The following is a 21868-nucleotide window of genomic DNA, read 5'->3' on the forward strand; positions in this document are numbered from 1 at the left end:
ATCCTCACATGGAGCCACCCAGCCAGTGCCATGATACGCGGCATCAGGTCTTACCGCTGCGTGAGAGTCGCGCCTCTTTGCCTTTCCGAGGTTCGCTTCTTGCTCGTGGCCTCGAGAAGGATCTGATAGCGCTGCCAGACGTCGTCGTCACGCAGATTGCCGAAGCGCATCCGGCGCTCGCGCTGATACTCGATCGATTCACTCAGAAGCGTTTCGTGCGGCGCGCAGAGCACCTTTCTCCGGTCTCGATACCCAAACTGATCGAAGGTCAGATCGATGACCAAACGCCGAGCTGAATCACCGATCTCGACCCAGCAGTGAAACTCTGATTTCCCGCCGCGGCCTCCGTCGAAGACGACATAGCCGACGCAATAGTTGGCACGCAACCGTCGGTGCCAACTCAGCTTTGAGATGAGCCAAGCGGAACTGACGCCGCACTGTCCGATTGAAGGCGATTTGCCGCTCTGCAGGAGCTGCACAAACGGTTGGTAACAGGTTGCCTCTGACCATGCTTCGGTGAGGACACCTCGATACTCCCGCAGCCGCTTCTTCAGTTGCCACAGGCACACAAGGGCGACCGCTTGCTGCACGCCCTGTTCTGTATAGATTCTCCGGAGCTTGCGAGCGCGGCGTTTGGTGAGCGCGATCAGATCACGCTGGCGAGCCGTGGACTTCGAGGTCGCGCCGGGTGCCTCGCTGACGGCAGTGCTCACCGCCTGCTCATGCTCGACGCACGTCACCCCGTTGACCCCATCTCCCGACCAAGCGCTTGGTGAGTCGCGAGTCTAGGGCCAGGGTCACCTAGAGTGTCAAGTTCGACACTCTGGGTCAAAATCTCGAGATAGGGCGCTGGTTCCGGGCAGAGCGCGCCCGGTGTACGCACGAGCATCTTCACCGACCGGTTGCACGAGGCAAATGCATGAGCCATTTGATCCGCTTTGGCAACCGATTGGCAAGGGGTTGCCAGCATGAGATTTTCCGCAGTCAGTCCTTCGAGTCGGCGCTATGCAAAGGGTTTGGAATGGTGCCTGTGACAGGGATCGGTGGGCGGGTGGCGAGGTCGGTGTAGCCGAGGGTTAGGCGGTAGCTGTTGAGGGGGTAGCGGAGGAAGGTTTCGGCGGTTAGGGCGGTGGCTTTGAGGCGGTCGGCGTGGTGGGGGTGGGCTTGGGTGTAGCGGTCTATTTCGGAGCGGGTGAGGGACCAGAAGGTGGGCTCGGGGATCAACTGGTGGGCGGCGAGGGGGTTGAGGACGCCTAGGAGGAGGGCGTCGACGACGTACTGGCGGAGGATGGGCCAGGGTTTGCGGGGTAGGACTCGGGTGTGGGCGTCAGGTTCGGGGCCTCGGGCAACGATGGAGGTGGTGGAGAGGTTGATGTCGTCGACGAGGTCCTTGATGACGAGGCGGGTGGGGATGCCGGCGTCGTTGCAGATGATGGCGAGGTTTTCGCCGTGGGGGTTGACGGTGATGCCGTAGTGGTGGAGCAGGTGGAGGAGGGGGCGCAACACGGTGGCCAGGAGGTGGCTCAGCCAGGTTTGGGCGTCGGTGCCGGCGCGGGTGATCGCGGTTGCCGCGAAGCCGGGGTGGAGGACGGCGGCCAGTGGCCAGACGGTTTCGTCGGCGCGTAGGCGTGGGTCGATGGGGTCGCGCCAGATGCAGCCGAGGGTTTCGGTCCACTGGTACGGGATGCCGGGGTGGGTGGAGAGTTCGGGGTGCGGGACGGTGACCGAGGCGACCTCGCCGAGGAGTTCGGTGCCTAGTTCCTGGAAGACCTCGTCGCGGGACCACAGGCCGCGGAGCCACTGGGTGATCATGGGGGCGGCGAGGGTGCAGTGTGACGGGATACCGCGGTAGACCGAGGTGTTCAAGATCTTCAGCGGCAACTTGACCAGGTAGCGCGCAGGGTTGGAGATGTTGACCGTCGTGCGGATCGACTGGGTCGGCAGGTACTCGTCGGGGCTCTCCCCCAGCACCACGATCTCGCCGGTCGCGAGTTCGCGGACCCACTGGGTGCGGACGACGTGGTCCAGCTGCCACGGGTGACACGGCAACCAGACATAGGCGTCCGGATCGTCCAACCTCGCGCGGAAGGCCGAGATGGTCGGCGGGTCCAGCTCACGCGCGATGACAGCGTGCTCCGACAGGTCCGGCGTACCGCGGAACTCGGCGAGTCCACGTCGTACGGCGAGCCAGACGAGGCGCAGCGGCGTACGCGCCTCAGGTGCATACCGCTCGCTGTCCGACGCCGAGAACCCCAAGCGTCCCTTGTTGGCCACCAGAAGTGGATGCCCGGTCAGATGCCCTTCCAGGCGGCTGTGGTGCAGTTCGAGCAACTCGGCAGCGGGCACGGCCGTGGAGGCCATGCGTACGTCGGCCGCGAGGGTGCTCGTGAGCTCCGCGACGTACCCGGCCACGGTCGACCCGTCGACCCCGAGTACGCCTGCGGCGTCGACGAAGAACTGGATCGGATCGGTCGCGACCTCGCTCTCGTCGTTGCCGAGGATGCCGGAGGTGGTCCGTCGTATCGACGCCGGATCGACCCGCCAGCTCCCGAACCCGCCGCGGGTCGCCTCGAACACATAGGACACCGAGCCGAAGTCGAGTCGATCGTCGACAGGCTCCAGCAACCCTTCGCTGCAGAACTGTGAGATCAACTTCGCCAGCAGCTCCGACGAGCACTGCGCCCAGACGCTCATCCGGGGATCGCAAACGTCGTGTACGCGGTGGACTTGGGCAGCCGGAACACCTCTCGGCCGGCCACACTGTTCAAGATCGTCGCATTGCGAACCGCTCCGATGCCAAGGTCGGGCGCAGCGACGCCGTGGCTGTGCAGGTCGGCGTTCGCCACGAAGAGACGGCCCTCCAAAGCACCCTGCACACTGTGGTTCCGGTTGATGACCCAGCGGCCGGCAGCGTCGTGGTCGATCTGCGACTGCAGAGACTCCATGAAAGGCAAAGAACGGTTGCGGTAGCCGGTGGCGGCCACTACAGCGCCGGTGGTGTGCTGGAAGGTCTTGCCGCTGTCAGCGTGCAGCATGGTCAGCTCAAGAGCGTCAGCGCGGGCGACCGCGGACACAACACCCACGCCGACCTGCAGCTCGGCCGGTGCGGCGCTCAGGTCCCGCGCGTAGAGGAGGTCGTGAATGTCCTCCAGAGTCTCCGACGAGATGCCTTTGTAGTGGCGCCACTGGTCCTTCACCAGCTGGTCACGCACACGCTCGTCCAGTGCGTGGAAGTAGTCGACGTACGACGGCGTAGTCATCTCCAGCACGAGCTTCGAGTAGTCGAGAGGTGTGAACGCCGCCGTGCGGGTCAGCCACGACACTGCCGGGCCATCTGAGCGCAGCAGGTCCAAGAAACACTCAGCACCCGACTGGCCCGAGCCAACCACCGTCACATGACCTGTGCGCAGCAGGTCGTCCCGACGGAACAGATAGTCCGCCGAGTGCGTGAACCGCTCAGCCGGCAGCCCAGCCAGCGCAGCAGGTACGAAAGGCTCCGTGCCGACGCCAACGACCAAGTGCCGGGCCTCGAACCGCTCCAAAGAAGCCTCACCACGCTCAACCGTCAGCTCGAACCACGACCCGTTCCACACCACCTCCCGCACGTGGTGACCGAAGTGCAGCGAATCGAGCTGCGCTGCACACCACCGCAGGTACGCCTCGTACTCCCGCCGCGTCGGATGGAACTTCTCCCGCACGTAGAACTGATACAGCCGGTCGTTGTCCTTCAAGTACGACAGGAACGACAGGTGATGCGCCGGCTCGACCAACGACACGAGGTCCGCCAGAAACGACACCTGCAGCATCGCGTCCTCGAACATCAGCCCGCGGTGCCAGGTGAACTCGGGCCGGCTGTCGAGCACAGCCAGTTGTACGTCGTCCACACCGTCGGCCAGTGCGGCCAGTCCGAGGTTGAACGGCCCGCAGCCGATCGCGATCACGTCGTACATGTCATGCCTCCCTGCACGGCCCGGGTGCGGACCATCAGTAGTGCTGTCTTCTCGGGCAGCTGTAGCTCCCCGTGCTGGACGAAACCCGCCGCGACGAACGCCCGGACGGACGGGGTGTTCTCGATGTCCGGTTCAGCCACCACCTGCGAGCAGTCTGGGTCCGCCTGCAGCACCACAGCAGCCAGCGAACGCAACAACTCACGCCCGAGTCCCTGCCCGACGCGCGTGACGTCACCGATCGCTACATGCACGCCCCAGTCGTCTTCGCCGTATGCGTAGTACTCCGCCAGGCGGTCGAGCCGGACCCGGTACAACTCGACGTACGCGAACTCCTCCCCGTCCACTGCGACCAGGTACGGCGTGGAGTGCTCCCCCGCCGCTTGCTGCTCGATCTCCTGCGCCCAGCGCTCAACCGACCAGCCCTGGTGCCACCAGCGAGCGATGTGCGGCTGTGACATCCACTGGGCGATCCGCGGGGCGTCGGACGGGTCAGCCGCGCGCAGTTCGAAGGACGTCACCGCAGCGGGTTGGGGATGTCGAGATAGACCGACTGTGCGTCCAGTGGCGCCACTACCTCATCGATGCCACGCAGCCGGGTCAGCATGTTCGCCTTGCACGGCAGGGTCTTCGCCTCGAGCCAACGGCGCGCCAGCCGGTCGCCGTCGGGTCCGGCAGCCTTCAGCAACGGCAGTGCGAGCCTCAGCCGCTCCCGCACCACACCGAGCAGCTCGCCCTCGTCGGCAACCCCATCCGCCGCGAGGCATCCGACCACGGCCAGGGCCTGGTTGTGCAGCAGGTAGTAAGTCAGTCGATCGTCGACAATCGGGTCGTCAACCACCGCCAGCGTCGAGTCACGCAGCCCGGTGACACCGAGCAGACCACGCAGGTACGACGATGCGAGGTAGTACCCCTGGTTGTCGCGGTACGCACCGCCCTTGATCCGCCCTGCCCCGTCGAGCCGTACCAGCGTGTTCTGTTGATGCGCCTCGAGGCCGATGCCTGTCTCGGCATACAAATGCAGCATCGGGATCAACACGTTGTCGATGTACGCCGCCGTCCAGCCGGAAGGATCATCGGCGGCACAATCGCTCAGCCGGCTCACACCACCGGGACGCGGCGCGACCAGACCCGCCAGGCAGGCGTAGCTGTTGACGTCGGCCGGCACCTCCCGCACTGCCACGTCCAGACCGGTCAACGTCGGTCCGCCTTCGTCGAGCGCAACCCACGCCGGGTCGCGGACGATGCTGAAGCGCGGGTGCGCGGTCGCCGTCCCCGCGTTGTACGCCGCGTCGAGCAGCCGGTTGATCTCCAGCCCGCGGCGCAGCTCGGTCGGCGTCGACTCCCGCCGCGAGTTCGTGATCCGCAGCCCGAGCGACAGCTTCAGCATCACCGGCAGATCCGGATGGAACACGGTCCGCAGGCTGGACGTCGGGTACCACTGGGCGCCGGCCGGCCCCAAAGCCTTCACTCGGCCGGCAGAGATCAGCGAGGCGACCCGCGGGCGCGCGGCCACGGCGGCCGCCTGCCACGGATGGGCCGGGATCAGCACGCGGGCCGACGACGGGGTGAAACCGGCCAGCGCGCCCATCAGCTGCACAGCGTCCAGTCCCTGCAGCGAGGGCGCGCCGGCCACCTGGTCCGACGACACCAGCTCGGCGTCGGCTTCGAACCAGTGCATGGCGAAGCGGCCGCCGAGCTCCGGCGAGTACGCCGCCAGCTCGTCACCGCTCAGTCCGTCCCGGCTCTTCGGCGCCGGATGGTTCAGATGCCCGAACAGCAACGCCTGCTCGAACTCGAGGAAGCGTCCCGGCCCCCGTACGCCGTCGGCCTGGTCGACGAACAGCGACACGTTCCGCACCGACTCCGCCGTCCGCGCCGCCAGGTCGTCGATCTCGGCGGGATCCGCGTCCGCGGACAGCAACCGCACCAGCTCCTCAGGCGCCGGCCGTACGCCGTCCACCCGCACGTCGCCGAACTGGTGCAGCCCCGTCCGCGAGGCGTGCTCGACCTGCGCCGTCACGGTCGACTCGCCGACCGGGAAGGTCAACGGCCCGACGGCGACCGATACCGCCGACTCCCTCGTGTAACACCGCAGGATCGCATTCAGATGCGCATCGACCGCAACACTCATGCCACTGCTCATGCCACTGCTCATGACACTGCTCACGCCGCTCCTTCGCCGGTCAGGATGTCGAGGCCGGTGGCCACGACCTGGTCGAGCAGGTCTTCGATGTCCGTCGCGGTGGCGTTCGGGTTCAGCAGCGTCAGCTTCAACGCGACCGCCGCCGGGCGGCCGCCGCGGGTCGGCAGCTTCGTCCGGCCGATCAGCACCCGGCCGGACGTCAGCAACCGGCGCCGGACCTCACCCTGGACGGCGTCCAGCGCGGCCGCGTCCAGCCCCTGCCCGGCGACCCGGAACAGCACCGTGGTCAGGGTCACCGGCGCCAGCAGCTCCAAGTTGCTGTCGGCAACGACCCGGGCCGCGGCGGCGTGCGCGAGCTCGTGGCAGGTGTCGAGCATCGTTCCCAGTCCGGCCCGTCCGTAGGCCGCCAGCGTGGTGGCAACCTTGACCGCGTCCGGACGGCGCGTGGTTTGCAGGCTGCGACCGAGCAGCCCGTCCAGCCCCGAGTCGATGTCGTCGGCCGGGTTCAGGTAGTCGACCGAGCGGTCGAAGGCCGAGAAGCGCGTCCGGTCCGCCACCAGCAGCATGCTCGTCGCGGCCGGCTGCCAGCCGATCTTGTGCAGGTCCAGCGTCACCGAGTCCGCGAGCGGCAGGTCGGCGAGCAGCGGCTCCAGCCGGTCGGAGAAGAGCGCCCCGAACCCGTACGCCGCGTCGACGTGCAGCCAGACGCCGTACTGCCGGGCCAGCGCGGCGATCGGCGCGATCGGGTCCACCGACCCGAAGTCCGTCGTACCGGCGGTCGCGATCACCGCCACCGGCGTCCGGCCGGGCCGGGCGAGCTCGTCGGCGAGGACGTCCGTCCGCATCCGGAAGTTCTCGTCGGACGCGATCGTGATCGCCGCCTCCTCTCCGAGCCCGAGCGCGGCGCAGGCCCGCTGGACGGAGAAGTGCGCGAGCTCGGAGCAGAACACGACCGGCCGGTCGAGACCCTGCAGACCGTTCCGCCGGACGTCGACGCCGGCCGCGGCGGCCGCACTGTCGCGCGCGATCAGGACCGCGAGCAGGTTCGAGATCGAGCCGCCGGGCGTCAGTACGCCATCCGCGCGCGGGCCGAACCCGGCCAGCGAAGCGAGCGCCTTCACGACCCACTGCTCGATCGCGAGCGTCGCCGGTCCTGAGTCGTAGGTGTCCATCGAGGCGTTCGAGGCCGACGCCAACGCGTCCGCGTCGACCGCCACCTGCAGCACGGGCGGCTGTAGGTGCGCCGCGGCGTGCGGGTGACTGAGGTCGATCCCGTGCTCGGCGAGCAGCCCCGCAATCAGGTCGAGCGCCGCGGACTCCCCCATGCCGATCGACGGGACCCGCGGCTCGCCCAGCACCTCGGCAGCGCGCCGCAGGACCGCTCCCGGCGACCCGTGCGGCAACGGTCCACGCTCACGGTCCGGCACCGTCGAGGCCAACGGCCAACGCGCGGCGAACGGATCCTGAACGGGTGCGGGCGGCACTGTCACGGCGGACAGACGCGCGGGCTGCGACATCCAGATCTCCCGGGAAGTTGTCGAGTAAGGCAACCCTTACTAAGGCAGCCCTAACTTTTGCCCGGCTCACCCACCGTGTCAACTCGGCCACGGCCGGAGTGAACATCCTCACGATCCGAAGCAACCGGATCCCCACCTCGATGCATCTCACTCATCAACTGAGCGAAAGGGGCGGCCATGACGAGTGTGCGCGCGATCCTGACCCGCGGCATGGTGCAGGCGGTGGCCACGCTGGCGGTGCTGACCGGTCTGGCCGGCTGGATCGCGGGTGCACGGTACGGACACGCGCTGGTCACCCTGGGGCTCGCGGTGTACATAGCGACGTTCTTCACCCGGCGCACGAGCTTCAGGCGCTCCTGGGGAACGCTCGAGCTGATGCAGGCGACCGGGGACGATGCGCTGGAGCATGTCGAGGGCGCCGTCCGCAGCTTCCGGAAACTCGCGGCCAAGCGACCCGGCGAGGCCCACCACCTGGCCAACGCCCTCGACAAGCAGTGGCAGCTGCTCAACGAACGAGACAAGCACGAGGAGGCCGTCGCGGCCGCCCGGGAAGCGGTCGAGACCTGGCGATCGCTGGTGGTGGACCACCCGGGGTGCCGCAGCAACTTGTCCAGGGCGCTGAACCATCTGGCGCTCAGCCTCGGCAGGCTCGATCGCGACAGCGAGAGCATCCAGTACAACGAGGAAGCGATAGTCGTGCAGCGTGCTCTGGTCGTGGCGGAGGAGAACATCTTGGCGCAGCACCTGGCCAACCAGGCGATCGGCCTGCGCAGATGCGACCGGTGGGAAGAGGCCCTCCCCGTCGCGACGGCGGCGTGCGAGCTCTACCGGCGCGTGGTGCCCCTGAAGCCCGACATGCTCGAGGACGCCGCCCAGGCCGCGGAACGGCTGGTGACCACCCTCGGGCACCTCGACCGGCGCGAGGAAGCGGTCCTCGCGGCCCACGAATGGATCGGGTACGAGCGCGCCCTCGCCGAGGCGGATCCGGCCCGGGTGCCCGAGCTCGCCGAGGCGGTCCGCGTCCTCGGCGGGATCATGCTGCTCGCCCACCAGGACGACGGGCTGAGCTACTGGCGGGAGTCGTTGGAGATCCTGCGGCGGGACGGCGGACACCCGGCGACGTACGCCGCGCTGTGCAGCACCGTCGGGCGCGGGTTCGCATCCGTCGGCGAACACGACGAGGCGCTGGCCGTGTACCGGACCGGTCTCACCGTCCGCCGAGAACTCGCGGCCGCGGAGCAGGGACAGTTCGGCGACCTCCTGACCGAGCTCGCGGAAGCGGCCTTCTCGATGCGCGTCTACCCGGGCCACAGTGAGCCGGCCGCCGCCCAGTTCACCGCCGAGGCGACCGCGCTCGCCCGCGAACACGCTTCGTCCATCAGCCGTGCCGCTCTTGCCGAGGCCGCGAATCTACTCGGCCGCGCCGAGTTCGCCGACGAGGCACGTGAGCTCGAGGAGCTCAGCGACCGTAGGGCGTCCTCGTGAGGACGAAGGTGGCGACGTTGAGGTGGGAGATCGTGTCGCCGTCGCGGATCACGTGGAGTTTCTCGCCGGCCAGGTAGCCGTCGCGGCCCTGGTAGAGGTCGGGGCCGAGGGGTGAGAGGCGGGTGGTGAGGCCGCCGGACAGTTGGAGGATGCCGGCCGTCGCGGAGATGGTGACCGGCGTGTTGCCCCAGTACCAGTGGCCGAGCAGTTCGGCGCCCTGGGCGAGCGGCGGCTCCGGCAGCCACTCCTGCGTGAGCGGCGGCTCGTACCTCGTCAGGATCCGCACCAGGTCCGGTGCGAGCGAGGCGACCCGGCCGTACGTCGCGTTGCCCAGCGTCACCGCTCCGACCCGGCGGACCCGGTCGACGAACAACCCGGCGAGGAAGCCCGGCATCGACCCGGTGTGACCGATCAGCAGATGCGGGTCGTCCGCGATCAGCCGCAGGCCCAGCCCGTACGACGCGTTCAGCCCTTCGCGCGGATCCGAGGCCACCGGTGACGCCATCTCCTCGACCGACTCCCGGCTCAGCACCTCGTGCAGCGGGTCGATCCAGAACCCGGCGTACCGGGCCAGGTCCTCGATCGTGCTCCACAGCTGCCCCGCCGGCGCCATCGCGCGCGAGTCGTACGACGGCTCCGGGTCGAGCTGGCCGCTGAACGGATGCACCGAGAAGCCCTCCGCGGACGGGCCTTCCGGGAAGTACGTCGTACGCCGCATCTCCAGCGGATCGAGGATGCGATCGCGCACCAGCTCCAGCCAGGACGCCCCGCGCAGCCGCGCCACGATCTCGCCGAGCAGGCCGTACCCGAGGTTCGAGTAGTGGTGCCGCCGGTCCGCGGGGCCCGCCGCCTGCGAGTCGTTCATCGCCGCGGTCAGCTCGTCGAACGAGACGCCCGGATTGCGTTCCCACCAAGGGCCCTCGGGCTCGGCGTTCATCCCGCCGCTGTGCGCGAGCAACTGCCGGACCGTCCGGTCCCCGAACGCGATCCCGGGCAGATGCTTGCCGACGGCATCGTTCAGCGCCAGCAACCCGTCGTCGCGGCACTGCATGATCAGCAGCGCCGTCATCGTCTTGGTGATCGAGCCGATCCGGTACTGCACGTCCGTGCCCGGCAACGCCCCGTCCGCCGTCGCGAACCGCCCACGCGATCCCGTCCAGACCAGCGCGCCGTCGCGCACCACCCCGGCGTTCACCGACGGCAGCTTCGACTCCCCCTGCGCCGCCGCGACCTCCGCGAACAGGGCAGCGGCGGTGTCAGGACGTACGGAAGTCACTCAAAGGCCTCCGGGGCGGGGCACGAGCAGATCAGGTTGCGGTCGCCGTACGCGCCGTCGATGCGGCGGACCGGCGGCCAGTACTTCGAGGTGCGGTCGACCGAGCGCGGGAACGCCGCCTCCTCGCGGGTGTAGGCGTGCTCCCACTTGTCGTTGATGACCGACTCGGCGGTGTGCGGCGCGTTCACCAGCGGGTTGTCGGCGGCCGGCCACTCCTCGGCGGCGACCCGGTCGATCTCGTGCCGGATCGCGATCATCGCGTCGCAGAACCGGTCCAGCTCGCCCAGGTCCTCGGACTCGGTCGGCTCGACCATCAGCGTGCCGGCGACCGGGAACGACATCGTCGGGGCGTGGAACCCGTAGTCGATCAGCCGCTTCGCGACGTCGTCGACGGTGATGCCGGTCTCCTTGGTCATCGGCCGCAGGTCCAGGATGCACTCGTGCGCGACCAGGCCGTTCTCGCCCGTGTACAGCACCGGGAACGCACCCTCGAGCCGCTTCGCCACGTAGTTCGCGGTCAGCACGGCGGCCTTGGTCGCCGCGGTCAGGCCCTCGGCGCCCATCATCCGGATGTACGCCCAGGAGATGGCGAGCACGCCCGCGGACCCGAACGGCGCCGCGCTGATCGGGCCGACACCGGACTCCGGGCCGGCCTGGTCGAGCAGCGGGTGGTTCGGCAGGTACGGCGCCAGGTGCGCCGCGACCGCGACCGGCCCGACGCCCGGGCCGCCGCCGCCGTGCGGGATGCAGAAGGTCTTGTGCAGGTTCAGGTGGCTGACGTCGCCCCCGAACTCGCCCGGCTTGGCGAGGCCGAGCAGGGCGTTCAGGTTCGCGCCGTCGACGTACACCTGGCCGCCGTGGTCGTGGACGATCCGGCAGACCTCGCGGACGCTCTCCTCGTACACACCGTGCGTCGACGGGTAGGTGATCATGATCGCGGCCAGCTTCTCCGCGTGCTCGGACGCCTTCGCGCGCAGGTCGTCCAGGTCGATCGTGCCGTCGTCGTTGCCCTTGACAACGACGACCTTCATGCCGGCCATCACCGCGGAGGCGGCGTTCGTGCCGTGCGCGGAGGCCGGGATCAGGCAGACGTTGCGGTCCGCCGAGCCCTGGGCACGGTGGTAGCCGCGGATCGCGAGCAGACCGGCCAGCTCACCCTGCGAGCCGGCGTTCGGCTGGATCGAGACCTTCGCGTACCCGGTGACCTCGGCCAGCCAGCGCTCCAGCTGACCGATCAGCTTCACGTAACCGGCCGCGTCCTCGATCGGCGCGAGCGGGTGCAGGTCCGCGAACTCCGGCCAGGTGACCGGCTCCATCTCGGTGGTCGCGTTCAGCTTCATCGTGCAGGAGCCGAGCGGGATCATCCCGCGGTCCAGCGCGTAGTCCATGTCGGACAGCTTGCGCAGGTACCGCAGCATCGCCGTCTCGGACCGGTGCGTGTTGAACACCGGGTGCGTCAGGTACTCCGTGGTCCGCGGTACGGCGACGGCGGGCGCGCCCAGCGTGTCGTCGTACTGAGCGCCGAAGGACTGGCAGACCCGGGTCAGCGTCGCGACGTCGGTCTTCTCGTCGCACGAGATGCCGACGTGGTCGGCGTCGACGAGCCGCAGCCAGATCCCGTTCTGCCGGGCGGCGTCCACCACGTCGGCGGCGCGTCCGGGGACCCGGGCGAGGACGGTGTCGAAGAAGTCGCCGTGCACGACCTCGACGCCGCCGGCCCGCAGCGAGGCGGCGAGCTTGCCGGCGTACGAGTGCACACGCTCGGCGATCGCCTGCAGGCCGTCGGGGCCGTGGTAGACGGCGTACATCGACGCGACGACCGCGAGCAGGACCTGCGCCGTACAGATGTTGGACGTCGCCTTCTCGCGACGGATGTGCTGCTCGCGCGTCTGCAGCGCCAGCCGGTACGCCGGGGCGCCGTCCGCGTCGACCGAGACGCCGACGAGACGACCGGGCAGCGACCGCTCCAGACCGGAACGCACGGACATGAACCCGGCGTGCGGACCGCCGTAGAACAGCGGCACGCCGAAGCGCTGCGACGAGCCGATCACGATGTCGGCCCCGGCCTCACCCGGCGCCTCGAGCACCGTCAGCGCGAGCAGGTCGGACGCGACGGCAACCAGCGTGTCGCGCTCGTGCGCCGCCTCGATCAGCGGCTTCAGGGCGCGGACGGCGCCGTTGGAGCCCGGGTACTGCACGAGGAAGCCGAAGAAGTCACCCTCGGGCAGGCCGTCGGTGGTGTCGGCGACGACGACCTCGATACCCAGCGCCTCGGCGCGGGTCTGCACGACCGCGATCGTCTGCGCGAAGGTGTCGGCGTCGACCAGGAAACGGTCGGACTTACTCTTCTTGTTCGACCGGTGCGCCAGCGTCATCGCCTCGGCGGCCGCGGTGCCCTCGTCGAGCAGCGACGCGTTCGCGGTCGGCAGGCCGGTCAGGTCCGAGACCACGGTCTGGAAGTTCAGCAGCGCCTCGAGGCGGCCCTGGGAGATCTCCGGCTGGTACGGCGTGTACGCGGTGTACCAGGCCGGGTTCTCGACCAGGCGGCGGACGATCACCGACGGCGTGAACGTGCCGTAGTACCCCTGGCCGATCATCGAGGTGGCGACGGTGTTGCGGGCCGCGAGCTGCCGCAGCTCGGTGAGCGCGTCCACCTCGGAGGCGGGCTCGGGCAGCCGCAGCCCCTCGGCGGAGCGGATCGACGCCGGGACCGCGGCGTCGACGAGCGCGTCGACATCGGCGTACCCGAGGGCTTGCACCATCCGCGCGACCTCGTCGGGACGCGGCCCGATGTGGCGGTCGGCGAACGTGGCGGAGAGTTGTTCGGTCATCAAGAGGCTCCGTTGCTGACGTGCTTCCGGTCGCCTCCCCCTCTGTCACGCACTACGCTCCAGAGTCGCCTGTGACACTCGGTCCATGGGCCTGAGAGGTTCCGGGGAGGAATTGCCCCTTCGGCGCCCGATGACACGGGACTCTCCCGAGTGCTGTGAACGGCTGTCCCGAGGCTACCAGGAATCCGCGCACAGTTCGGGCACGCAGGACCGAACGAGACGTCAGCCGGTCATCCGGGCGCGGCGCCGGGCGGCGAGCTCGTCGCCCGCGTGGCCGTCCGAGTCGCCGTCGTCGTGACCGTCGGCCCGCTCGGTCGGCAGCTCCGACAGCGTGCCCTCGACCTCGCGCCAGACACCGCCGAGCGCGATGCCGAACACGCCCTGGCCGCCGGCCAGCAGATCGATGACCTCGTCGGGCGAGGTGCACATGTACACCGACGCGCCGTCGCTCATCAGCGTGATCTGGGTCAGGTCGTCGAAGCCGCGCTTGCTGAGGTGCGCGATCGCGGTCCGGATCTGCTGCAGCGAGATCCCGGCGTCGAGCAGCCGCTTGATCACTTTCAGCAACAGGACGTCGCGGAAACCGTACAACCGCTGCGTTCCCGAGCCGGTCGCCGGGCGCACGGACGGGGAGACCAGGCCGGTGCGGGCCCAGTAGTCGAGCTGCCGGTAGGTGATCCCGGCCGCGGCGCAGGCCGTCGGCCCCCGGAACCCGACGTCCTCCGGCATCGGCCGCAGGTCGTCGTCGAACAGCAGACCCTGGACGCCGGCGGTGGCTGTAGCGGCAGCCATGGCCTCTGCGTGCGCGTCGGACGTCGACTGCGCCGTCAGATCCGTGTCCCCGGTGCGTGTCACGCCTGAGCCTCCCTGGATACCGACTGGAACGAGTCATCTGCGTGGAGTGACATCACCCCACGACTCCTTCACGGTAAGCCGCCGCCCGAACCGGGTCAACGACAACCGCGCCGAGCCGCGAGCGTGTCGCGACCGTCGTACGAATCGTTACCTAGCCGCACTTGCACCTTCTGCCGCACCACGGCGGGGCCGGGGTGTCAGCTCTTGTCGAAGTCCTCCGGGGTCACCTGGTCGAGGAACTCCCGGAACCGCTCGACCTCCTCTTCCTCCTCCACCTCGTCGGCGTCGTTCGCCTCGCTCTCCGGGACCGGGATGCCGGCCTCGGCGAGGATCTCGTCGGCGCAGAACACCGGCGTGCCGGTCCGCAGCGCGATCGCGATCGAGTCCGACGGCCGGGCCGAGATCTCGGTCTTGTCGTCGAACACCAGGATCGCCTCGAACACGCCGTCGGTCAGGTTCACGATCCGGACCTGGCTGAGCGTGTGCCCGAGCACCCGGATGGTCTCCGCGAACAGGTCGTGGGTCAGCGGCCGGGGCGGCTCCATCCCCTGCTGGGCGAAGGCGATCGCACTCGCCTCGGCAGCACCGATCCAGATCGGCAGGTATCGCTCACCTCCGACCTCCTTGAGCAGCACGATCGGCTGACTCGAGGGCATCTCCACCCGGACTCCGACCACGTCGACTTCGCGCACCCCTTCAGCCTACTCCGAGCCGAAGCACCGGGCGGGCCGAAGGGGTCACCTGTGGACGAAGGCCGTGCGGTCGCCTAAGGACGCGGCAGGCGGGAGCGGACCAGAGCGGTGTGCAGCCGGACGGTGAGGGCGGCCAGCTCCCCGGTCTGTTCGGTACGGCGCGGTCCCGTGACCTGCTCGATCAGGCCGACCTCGCGGTCCGCCGCCGTTCGAAACGCCCGCAGGTGCCGCGGCTCGATCCCGTACGACGCCAGCTCGGCCGCGACCTGCGCGACGACGATCGCGTCGCCGCCGTAGTGGTTGCCGCTGGCCACCACCAGGCCGTGGCCCTCCAGCTCACCGAGCAGCTCCGAGGACACTCCGGCGGCCCGCAGCAGCTCGTCGCGGGTCAGCCGCAGCTCGGTGCCCGCGGCACCGAAGTCCTCGGCGACCGGCTGGCCGGGAGTCTGCGGCAACGAACTCGGCGCGACCGGTGGACCCGCAGCCGCCGGACGCAGGCCGCGGTCGATCGCGCCGAGATGTTCCTTGATCACCTTCAGTGGCAGGTACTGGTCGCGTTGCGCGGTCAGCACGTACCGCAGCCGCCCCAGGTCGGCGGCGCTGAACTTGCGGTAGCCGGACGCCGTCCGGGCCGGCGTGACCAGCCCCTCGGCCTCCAGGAACCGGATCTTGGAGATCGTGACGTCGGCGAACTCGGCCTGCAGGAGCTGCAGCACCTCGCCGATGCCGCGGCCGCCCACCGGCCCTTCGGCGCTGGGATCAGGCTTGGCCACTGGCGTAGTACACCAGCCGGTACTTGCCGATCTGGACCTCGTCGCCGTTGTTCAGCAGGACCTCGTCGATCCGGTCCCGGTTCACGTACGTGCCGTTCAGGCTGCCGACGTCGCGGACCTTCACGCCGTACGGGTCCCGGCGGAACTCGGCGTGCCGGCGCGACACCGTCACGTCGTCGAGGAAGATGTCGCTGTCCGGGTGCCGGCCCGCGGTCACCACGTCGACGTCGAGCAGGAACCGGCTGCCCGCGTTCGGGCCGCGCTGCACGATCAGCAGGGCGGAACCGGCCGGCAGTGCGCCGACCGCGGCCGCGTCGTCGACCGACAGCGGCTCACCGGTCTGCTGCTCCGGCTCCGGCTCGGCGCCGATCGGCGTGAGCATCGCGGTGTCGGTGACACCGGGTGTCGGCTGAGGTGCCGACTGGGGGGTCGCCGGGGCTGCCGCCGGGCGGTCCGCGCCAGGCAGCATCGCTCCGCACTGCGAGCAGAACCGGCTGCCCTCGGAGTTCTCGTGCCCGCACTGGTTGCAGAACGGCATGCTGTGATCCTCCCGATCGCCGGCGGTCCGGCGACGTCTTCGATAGACCCCGTATTGACAGTGTTGACAGTGTGGACAGCGGCCTCAACCCTCGACCAGCGGTTGAGGCCGGTAACGCTACCAGTCAGTTGTCAGCTCTGGTCGAGCTGCCCCTTGTAGGCCTCGGCGTCCATCAGCGCGGCCACCTCGGCGGCGTCCTCGACCTCGATGTCGAGCAGCCAGCCCTCGCCGTACGGGTCGCTGTTCACCAGGTCCGGCTGGTCGGCCAGCGCCTCGTTGACCGCGGTCACGGTGCCGTTCACCGGGGCGAACAGGTCGCTCACGCTCTTGGTCGACTCCAGCTCACCGCACGCGTCGCCGGCCCGCACCGCGCTGCCGACGTCGGGCAGCTGCACGTACACGATGTCACCGAGCTGGTCCTGCGCGAAGTCGGTGATGCCGACCCGCACGGGTCCTTCCTCGCCGGCCTTCAACCACTCGTGCTCGGCCGTGTACTTCAGGTCTTCGGGGTACACCTTCGTTCCTCTTTCACTCAAGTACAGCTACAGGGACAGCTACTTGGTCGGGCTGGGCGCCGGGCGAGCGTAACGATGCTCTTCCGGGACGTGCAAGGCGGTGATCGGGACGTTCCCGAGCTCGGTGACCTCGGCCGTTCCGCCCACCTGCGGGCCGGTCACCTCACTGACCAGACCGCCCGGGAAGTTGGCCGCCTCGGCCAGGTTGTGGGACTCCCCGATCGCCTCGATGACGTACGGCGAGTTCACCTTCTGGCCGTCGATCGAGATCCCCGGCGCGTCATCCACGAAGTCCGTGCTGGCCACCACCCGGACCGACCCGTTGACCTGGATCGCCTCCGCGCCGGCGTCGCGCAGCTCCTCGATCGCGTCCAGCAGGTTGCTCGAGGTCATCTTGCCCTGCGGGTCGTTCAGCGTGATCCGGACCCCGGGGCCCTGCGCGGGCAGCGTGCCGGCGAGGATGCCGAGGGTGCGGACCTGGGCCTCGGCCTGCTCGCGCGCGGTCTGCGCCTTGTCGGCGCTGGAGGACAGCGAGTTCTTCCGCTCCTCGAGGTCGGCGATCTCGCTCTCCAGCCGCCGGGTGTTCTGCCCGAGGCCGTCGAGGATCGCGATCAGGTCCTCGCGGCGGGCGTTCTGGTAGCCGTCGTCGGCCCGGTTCACCCGGACCTGCACGACCGCGACGCAGGCCACCAGGGCGAGCACGACCGCGACGATCGCCTGGCCGCGGGACGGCTTGAACCCGGCCCGCAGCCGGCGCAGGGCCAGGTTCGGCGTCCGCGGCTTCGGCTTCGGCATCGGTGTCGGGGTCTGCGGCGCATCGGCAGGCGAACCTGCAGGTGTGTCGGCAGGTGAGGCCGGTTGCGCGGGTTTGTCCGGTGTCTCGTCGCTCATGTCAGGCCCGGAAAATGTGCCGCCGGATCGCGGCCATGTTGGTGAAGATGCGGATGCCGAGCACGACGACCACACCGGTGGACAGCTGCGACCCGACGCCGAGCTGGTCGCCCAGGTAGACGATCAGGGCCGCGATCAGCACGTTGGACACGAACGAGACGACGAACACCTTGTCGTCGAAGATCCCGTCCAGGAACGCGCGCAGCGCGCCGAACACCGCGTCGAGCGCGGCCACGACCGCGATCGGCAGGTACGGCTGCGCCCAGTCCGGGACGTCGGGCGCGACCAGCAGACCGATGACGACACCGATCACCAGCCCGAGTACGGCGATCATCTCGTTCTCACCTTCGCGTAGCGCAACGCGATGGTCGCATCGGCCGGCACCTGCAAGGAATCCTCCGTCGTGATCGTCATCCGGACATCGAAGTTGCTGACCAGGTACTGCACCCACTGCCCGCCGGAGCTCTGCGCGAACCGGGCGGGCATGGTCGCGGTGTCCCCGATCGCGAGCACCGTGTACGGCGGGGTCAGCGAACTGTAGTCAACGGTGATGGCACTGCCCGCGCCGCGGATCGCGGTCAGCGAGGTGATCCGGTGCCCGTTCACCGAGACCGCCTCCGCGCCGGACGTCCACAGGCCGTTGACGAGCTGCTGCAGGTCGACGTCGAGCAGCCGGCCTTCCTTGGCGTCGGCGTCCTTGGCGTCGTCGATCACCGCCTTGATCCCGGGACCGGTGACCGCGATCGCCCCGGTCTGCAGCTCCAGATCGTCGAGCTTCTGCTGCAGCGCCGCGCCCGTGCTGTCGTTGCTCAGTCCGCTCGCCTGCAACCGGCGGACCTCGTCGGCGAGCTGGGACTGGTGGTTGCGCAGCTCGTTCAGCCGGGTGTCGGCCTGGTTGCTGCGGGTGATCAGTTCCTTGCGCTGCTTCTCCGCCTCGGGCGCGCTGCGGTAGTTCTGCGCGGCGGCCACGGCGAGCAGGAAGCCGAGGACGGCGGCGGCCAGCACCAGCATGGTCCGGTGCCGGGAGCGGGTCTGCTTGCCGTCGGCGTTCGACCGGGTGCGGGCGGCGACGGCGTACCCCTCGTCGATCGGGTGCGCCATCAGGTTGTTCAGCAGTGACATCGACGCGTCGACGCGCCGAGGAGGCGTCTGCTGGGGGGCTTGCTGGGTCACCCGGCCGAGTCCTTGATCGGTTTGACCGTCTGGGTCAGGTGCCGCAACTGGGCGAAGTACAGCGCGCCGGCCCAGTAGTACAGACCGGTGCCCCAGATCGCGAACGCCCAGCCGAACACGCGGGCGAGCAGGTTGAGCGTGCTGTCGCCGTCACCGAGCAGCAGCAGCGGGAACGCGTACAGCAGACAGAAGGTCGCGGACTTGCCGAGGAAGTGCACCGGCAGCGCGTTGAAGCCGCGGCGGTGCAGGGCCGGCAGGGTGAGCGTGAGCAGCACGTCCCGCAGCGGCAGCGCGATCGCCAGCCACCAGGGGATGATGTCGCGCAACGCCAGCCCGATGACGGTGGCGAAGATGTACAGCCGGTCGGCGACCGGGTCGAGCATCTGGCCCAGGCGGGTCGTCTGGTTCATCCGCCGGGCGATCTGGCCGTCGGCCCAGTCGGTGAACCCGGACACGGCCAGCACGAGCAGCGCCCAGCCGTCCTCCTCCGGCCCGAGGACCAGCCACAGGAACAGCGGCACGCCCAGCAACCGCAGGAAGCTGAGTGCGTTCGGGATCGTCCACACCCGGTCGGACACTTCCAAGTCCGGCACGCGACCCCTCCCTCTCTCCACCCTGGATACCCGTCGTAACTCTACTGGGGCGCCCCGACAGGTTTACGGCCGCCTGGCCCGGGGCACGCCCCAGCTTTCCCCTGATACCAGAACGCGCCTGCCCGGCGGCCGCTACGCCCGCTACGAACCAGTGACCCGATCGATACCCCCTGGTGATGCTTACGCTGAGCACATGAGGTTCCTCGTACTGATCTACGGCAACCCGGAGTCCCGGGCGGTATGGGACGCGTTGACGGATGAGCAGAAGAAGGAAGGCATGGCCGGGTACGCCGCCCTGCACGAGGCGCTGGCCGCGCGTGGCGAGCTGGTCGCGTCGGAGTCGCTCGACGCCCCGGAGCTCACCAAGCAGGTGCTGATCCGCGACGGCAGGCCGATGACGACGGACGGTCCGTTCGCCGAGGTGAAAGAGCAGCTCGCCGGCTTCTACCTGCTCGAGTGCGATTCGATGGACCGGGCGGTGGAGATCGTCGCGCAGATCCCGGAGGCGCCGTTCAGCGTCGTCGAGGTGCGGCCGGTCCGTGACCTCGGCGCGTTCATGTGATGCTCGAGGAGCTACTCCGGGAGCAGGCGCCGCAGGTGCTCGGCGCGCTGGTCCGGCGGTACGGCGACTTCGACGCGTGCGAGGACGCCGTCCAGGAGGCGCTGCTGGCGGCGTCGCTGCAGTGGCCGGCCGAGGGTGTGCCGGACAATCCGCGCGGCTGGCTGGTCACGGTCGCGTCGCGGCGGCGGATCGAGGTGCTGCGGAACGAGGCGGCCCGGACGCGCCGCGAGGAGACCGTGGCCTCGTGGACTGCCCCGGAGCCGGCGTCGGCGGAGGACGACTCGTTGACGTTGCTGATGTTGTGCTGCCATCCGGCACTGACGCCGCAGTCGCAGGTGGCGTTGACGCTGCGCGCCGTCGGCGGGCTGACGACCGGTGAGATCGCCCGCGCGTTTCTGATGCCGGAGGCAACGATCGGTCAGCGGATCAGCCGGGCGAAGGCGAAGCTCCAGGGCGCCCGGTTCGCGATGCCGCCGGCGTCCGAGCAGCCCGAGCGCCTGGCCGCCGTACTGCATGTGCTGTATCTCGTCTTCAACGAGGGCTACACCGCCTCGTCCGGTACGTCGCTGCACCGGGTCGAGCTGAGCGCCGAGGCGATCCGGTTGACCCGCCAGCTGCACGGCTCGCTGCCGGCCGAAGGTGAAGTGGCCGGTCTGCTGGCGTTGATGCTGCTGACGGATGCGCGTCGCCCCGCGCGGACGACGGCCGACGGTGCACTGGTGCCGCTGCCGGAGCAGGACCGGTCGCTGTGGGACGCGGCGGCGATCGCCGAGGGCACCGCGTTGATCGAGTCGACGTTGCGGTCCGCGCCGGTCGGGCCGTACCAGCTGCAGGCGGCGATCGCCGCGGTCCACGACGCGGCGGCCACCGCGGACGAGACCGACTGGCGCGAGATCCTGATGCTGTACGAACTGCTCGAGTCGACCGCGCCGGGTCCGATGGTGACGCTGAACCGGATCGTCGCGGTCGCGATGGTGCACGGACCGGCCGCCGGGCTGACGTTGCTCGACGACGTGGATCCGGCGCTCCACGACCACCACCGGCTGGCCGCCGTACGGGCGCATCTACTCGAGTTGTCCGGCGACACCGCTGCCGCCCGGGAGGCCTACGAACTCGCCGCGCGGCTCACGCAGAGCCTTCCCGAGCAGCGCTACCTGCTGTCCCGGGCGGGCTCTGCGGCCGGCCCCAGCTGAGCTCGGCCTCGATCGTCAGCTCCAGCACGCCGTCCTTCGCGTACGGACGGACCGCGGCCTCGATCCCGGCGTCGAACGCGGCGGCCTCGTCGGCCGGCATCAGGTGGCGGGCGAGGCTGGACGTCGAGTGCAGCCGCTCGATGTAGTCGGTGACGGTCTGGTGGTACGTGACGGGCGCCGTCCGCGCCGTGCCGGAGAGGTCGAGCAGGCCGCGGTCCCGGATCGCGTCGACGACGTCGAACTTCGGGTCGTGGTTCTGCTTGCGGGAATGCCGCTCGATGACCTGGACGAGTTCGGGCAGCCAGGGCTCGTCGACGGGACCGTGGTCGACGACGACCAGCTGGGCGTGCGGCGTCAGGTGCGGGACGATCCGCGCGAACGTCTCCTCCCACGGCATCCAGTGGATGCTGGCGCCGGCCGTCACGAGTGCGTACGGGCCGTCGAGGGCGGCGGTCTCGATCGGGCTGACCTGCCAGCTGATGTTCGGACGGTCGCCGCCCGGGCGCAGCTTGCCGGCCTCGATCATCGGCGCCGAGAAGTCGACCGCGTCGACGTGCTCGACGTGCGGCGCGAGCGGCCGGGCGATCGCGCCCTCGCCGGCGCCGATGTCCAGCACCCGGCGCGGCTCGTCGGTGATCAGCTCCAGGAGCCGGTCGAACACCTCGTCCGGGTACGGCGGCCGATGCTGGTAGGCCTCCGCCACTGCCGCCTGCTGGAACGTCGCCGCGAGTTCGGTCATGCGTCGGAGCGTAGACCGCGGCGCGCCACCCGAGTACCGCATTCTGCTGCGGGCCGACGTAACCTGCCCGTCTCGTTCGGTCACGCGGCTGAAACACGCGCTTCTTACTTTTTGAGAGTCCACGTCAGCCCGCACGAGGCGG

Annotated in this window: 21 protein-coding genes and 1 riboswitch; of the genes, 3 read left to right on the top strand and 18 right to left on the bottom strand. The window is 69.5% G+C overall.

Features of this window, described 5'->3' with window-relative positions; all coding sequences use genetic code 11:
- Positions 1-50 precede the first annotated feature (50 nt).
- The 6 genes from AB0I12_RS15545 to AB0I12_RS15570 all read right to left on the bottom strand — a co-directional run bounded on the left by AB0I12_RS15545 (position 51) and on the right by AB0I12_RS15570 (position 7610).
- Positions 51-713 carry a hypothetical protein gene (locus tag AB0I12_RS15545; protein WP_359929569.1) on the bottom strand — a complete coding sequence of 221 codons (663 nt, stop codon included), beginning with the start codon at positions 711-713 and terminating at the stop codon, positions 51-53.
- A gap of 271 nt (positions 714-984) precedes the next feature.
- Complete coding sequence (locus AB0I12_RS15550; RefSeq protein ID WP_359929570.1) at positions 985-2694, bottom strand: IucA/IucC family protein; 1710 nt, start codon at positions 2692-2694, stop codon at positions 985-987.
- A complete protein-coding gene (locus AB0I12_RS15555; protein ID WP_359929572.1) occupies positions 2691-3950 on the bottom strand; it encodes a SidA/IucD/PvdA family monooxygenase in 1260 nt (419 codons plus the stop codon). The genes AB0I12_RS15550 and AB0I12_RS15555 overlap by 4 nt, the downstream gene beginning before the upstream one ends.
- Entirely contained in the window at positions 3938-4468 is a 531-nt protein-coding gene (locus AB0I12_RS15560) for a GNAT family N-acetyltransferase (RefSeq protein ID WP_359929574.1), read from the bottom strand. The genes AB0I12_RS15555 and AB0I12_RS15560 overlap by 13 nt, the downstream gene beginning before the upstream one ends.
- On the bottom strand, positions 4465-6081 hold the full coding sequence (locus AB0I12_RS15565) for an IucA/IucC family protein (RefSeq protein ID WP_359929576.1): 1617 nt from the start codon (positions 6079-6081) through the stop codon (positions 4465-4467). Before AB0I12_RS15565 ends, AB0I12_RS15560 begins: the two co-directional genes overlap by 4 nt.
- Positions 6082-6113: 32 nt before the next feature.
- On the bottom strand, positions 6114-7610 hold the full coding sequence (locus AB0I12_RS15570; RefSeq protein WP_359929578.1) for a pyridoxal-dependent decarboxylase: 1497 nt from the start codon (positions 7608-7610) through the stop codon (positions 6114-6116).
- A gap of 177 nt (positions 7611-7787) precedes the next feature.
- Between AB0I12_RS15570 and AB0I12_RS15575 the strand changes: the two genes are divergently transcribed.
- Entirely contained in the window at positions 7788-9095 is a 1308-nt protein-coding gene (locus AB0I12_RS15575; protein ID WP_359929579.1) for a hypothetical protein, read from the top strand.
- Here the strand turns inward: AB0I12_RS15575 and AB0I12_RS15580 are convergent.
- From AB0I12_RS15580 to AB0I12_RS15630, 11 genes are all read right to left on the bottom strand, one after another.
- Positions 9070-10371, bottom strand: a complete 1302-nt coding sequence (locus AB0I12_RS15580) for a serine hydrolase domain-containing protein (RefSeq protein ID WP_359929581.1) — start codon at positions 10369-10371, stop codon at positions 9070-9072. The genes AB0I12_RS15575 and AB0I12_RS15580 overlap by 26 nt on opposite strands.
- Positions 10368-13202 (bottom strand): aminomethyl-transferring glycine dehydrogenase, encoded by a 2835-nt coding sequence (gcvP, locus tag AB0I12_RS15585; protein ID WP_359929583.1) that lies wholly within the window; start codon positions 13200-13202, stop codon positions 10368-10370. Before gcvP ends, AB0I12_RS15580 begins: the two co-directional genes overlap by 4 nt.
- A gap of 69 nt (positions 13203-13271) precedes the next feature.
- Positions 13272-13361: riboswitch (glycine riboswitch) on the bottom strand.
- Between the two features lie 63 nt (positions 13362-13424).
- Positions 13425-14057 (bottom strand): MerR family transcriptional regulator, encoded by a 633-nt coding sequence (locus AB0I12_RS15590; protein WP_359929585.1) that lies wholly within the window; start codon positions 14055-14057, stop codon positions 13425-13427.
- A 197-nt stretch (positions 14058-14254) separates the two neighbouring features.
- Entirely contained in the window at positions 14255-14749 is a 495-nt protein-coding gene (locus AB0I12_RS15595; RefSeq protein WP_355690393.1) for a bifunctional nuclease family protein, read from the bottom strand.
- Positions 14750-14823: 74 nt separating this feature from the next.
- Complete coding sequence (locus AB0I12_RS15600) at positions 14824-15522, bottom strand: MerR family transcriptional regulator (RefSeq protein WP_359929587.1); 699 nt, start codon at positions 15520-15522, stop codon at positions 14824-14826.
- Positions 15509-16060: an FHA domain-containing protein gene (locus AB0I12_RS15605; RefSeq protein WP_359929589.1), complete on the bottom strand. Its 552-nt coding sequence runs from the start codon at positions 16058-16060 to the stop codon at positions 15509-15511. Before AB0I12_RS15605 ends, AB0I12_RS15600 begins: the two co-directional genes overlap by 14 nt.
- A gap of 131 nt (positions 16061-16191) precedes the next feature.
- The gene (gcvH, locus tag AB0I12_RS15610; protein WP_355690388.1) at positions 16192-16575 is read right to left on the bottom strand and encodes a glycine cleavage system protein GcvH; all 384 of its coding nucleotides are present in this window, start codon (positions 16573-16575) and stop codon (positions 16192-16194) included.
- A gap of 39 nt (positions 16576-16614) precedes the next feature.
- Positions 16615-17370 (bottom strand): DUF881 domain-containing protein, encoded by a 756-nt coding sequence (locus tag AB0I12_RS15615; RefSeq protein ID WP_359929590.1) that lies wholly within the window; start codon positions 17368-17370, stop codon positions 16615-16617.
- Between the two features lie 97 nt (positions 17371-17467).
- Positions 17468-17800, bottom strand: a complete 333-nt coding sequence (locus tag AB0I12_RS15620) for a small basic family protein (protein ID WP_012920789.1) — start codon at positions 17798-17800, stop codon at positions 17468-17470.
- Entirely contained in the window at positions 17797-18639 is an 843-nt protein-coding gene (locus AB0I12_RS15625; protein ID WP_359929592.1) for a DUF881 domain-containing protein, read from the bottom strand. Before AB0I12_RS15625 ends, AB0I12_RS15620 begins: the two co-directional genes overlap by 4 nt.
- Entirely contained in the window at positions 18636-19232 is a 597-nt protein-coding gene (locus AB0I12_RS15630) for a CDP-alcohol phosphatidyltransferase family protein (protein ID WP_359929594.1), read from the bottom strand. The genes AB0I12_RS15625 and AB0I12_RS15630 overlap by 4 nt, the downstream gene beginning before the upstream one ends.
- A gap of 193 nt (positions 19233-19425) precedes the next feature.
- On the opposite strand from AB0I12_RS15630, the gene AB0I12_RS15635 reads away from it, so the two are divergent.
- Positions 19426-19794, top strand: a complete 369-nt coding sequence (locus tag AB0I12_RS15635; RefSeq protein WP_359929595.1) for a YciI family protein — start codon at positions 19426-19428, stop codon at positions 19792-19794.
- On the top strand, positions 19794-20987 hold the full coding sequence (locus AB0I12_RS15640; RefSeq protein WP_359929597.1) for a sigma-70 family RNA polymerase sigma factor: 1194 nt from the start codon (positions 19794-19796) through the stop codon (positions 20985-20987). Before AB0I12_RS15635 ends, AB0I12_RS15640 begins: the two co-directional genes overlap by 1 nt.
- On the opposite strand, the gene AB0I12_RS15645 is transcribed toward AB0I12_RS15640, so the two are convergent.
- Positions 20920-21726, bottom strand: coding sequence for a class I SAM-dependent methyltransferase (locus tag AB0I12_RS15645; protein WP_359929599.1), 807 nt, complete (start codon positions 21724-21726; stop codon positions 20920-20922). The two genes, AB0I12_RS15640 and AB0I12_RS15645, sit on opposite strands and share 68 nt — an antisense overlap.
- Between the last annotated feature and the right edge of the window lie 142 nt (positions 21727-21868).

Origin of the sequence: Kribbella sp. NPDC050459 (assembly GCF_040655315.1) — a bacterium.
Classification (GTDB): domain Bacteria; phylum Actinomycetota; class Actinomycetes; order Propionibacteriales; family Kribbellaceae; genus Kribbella.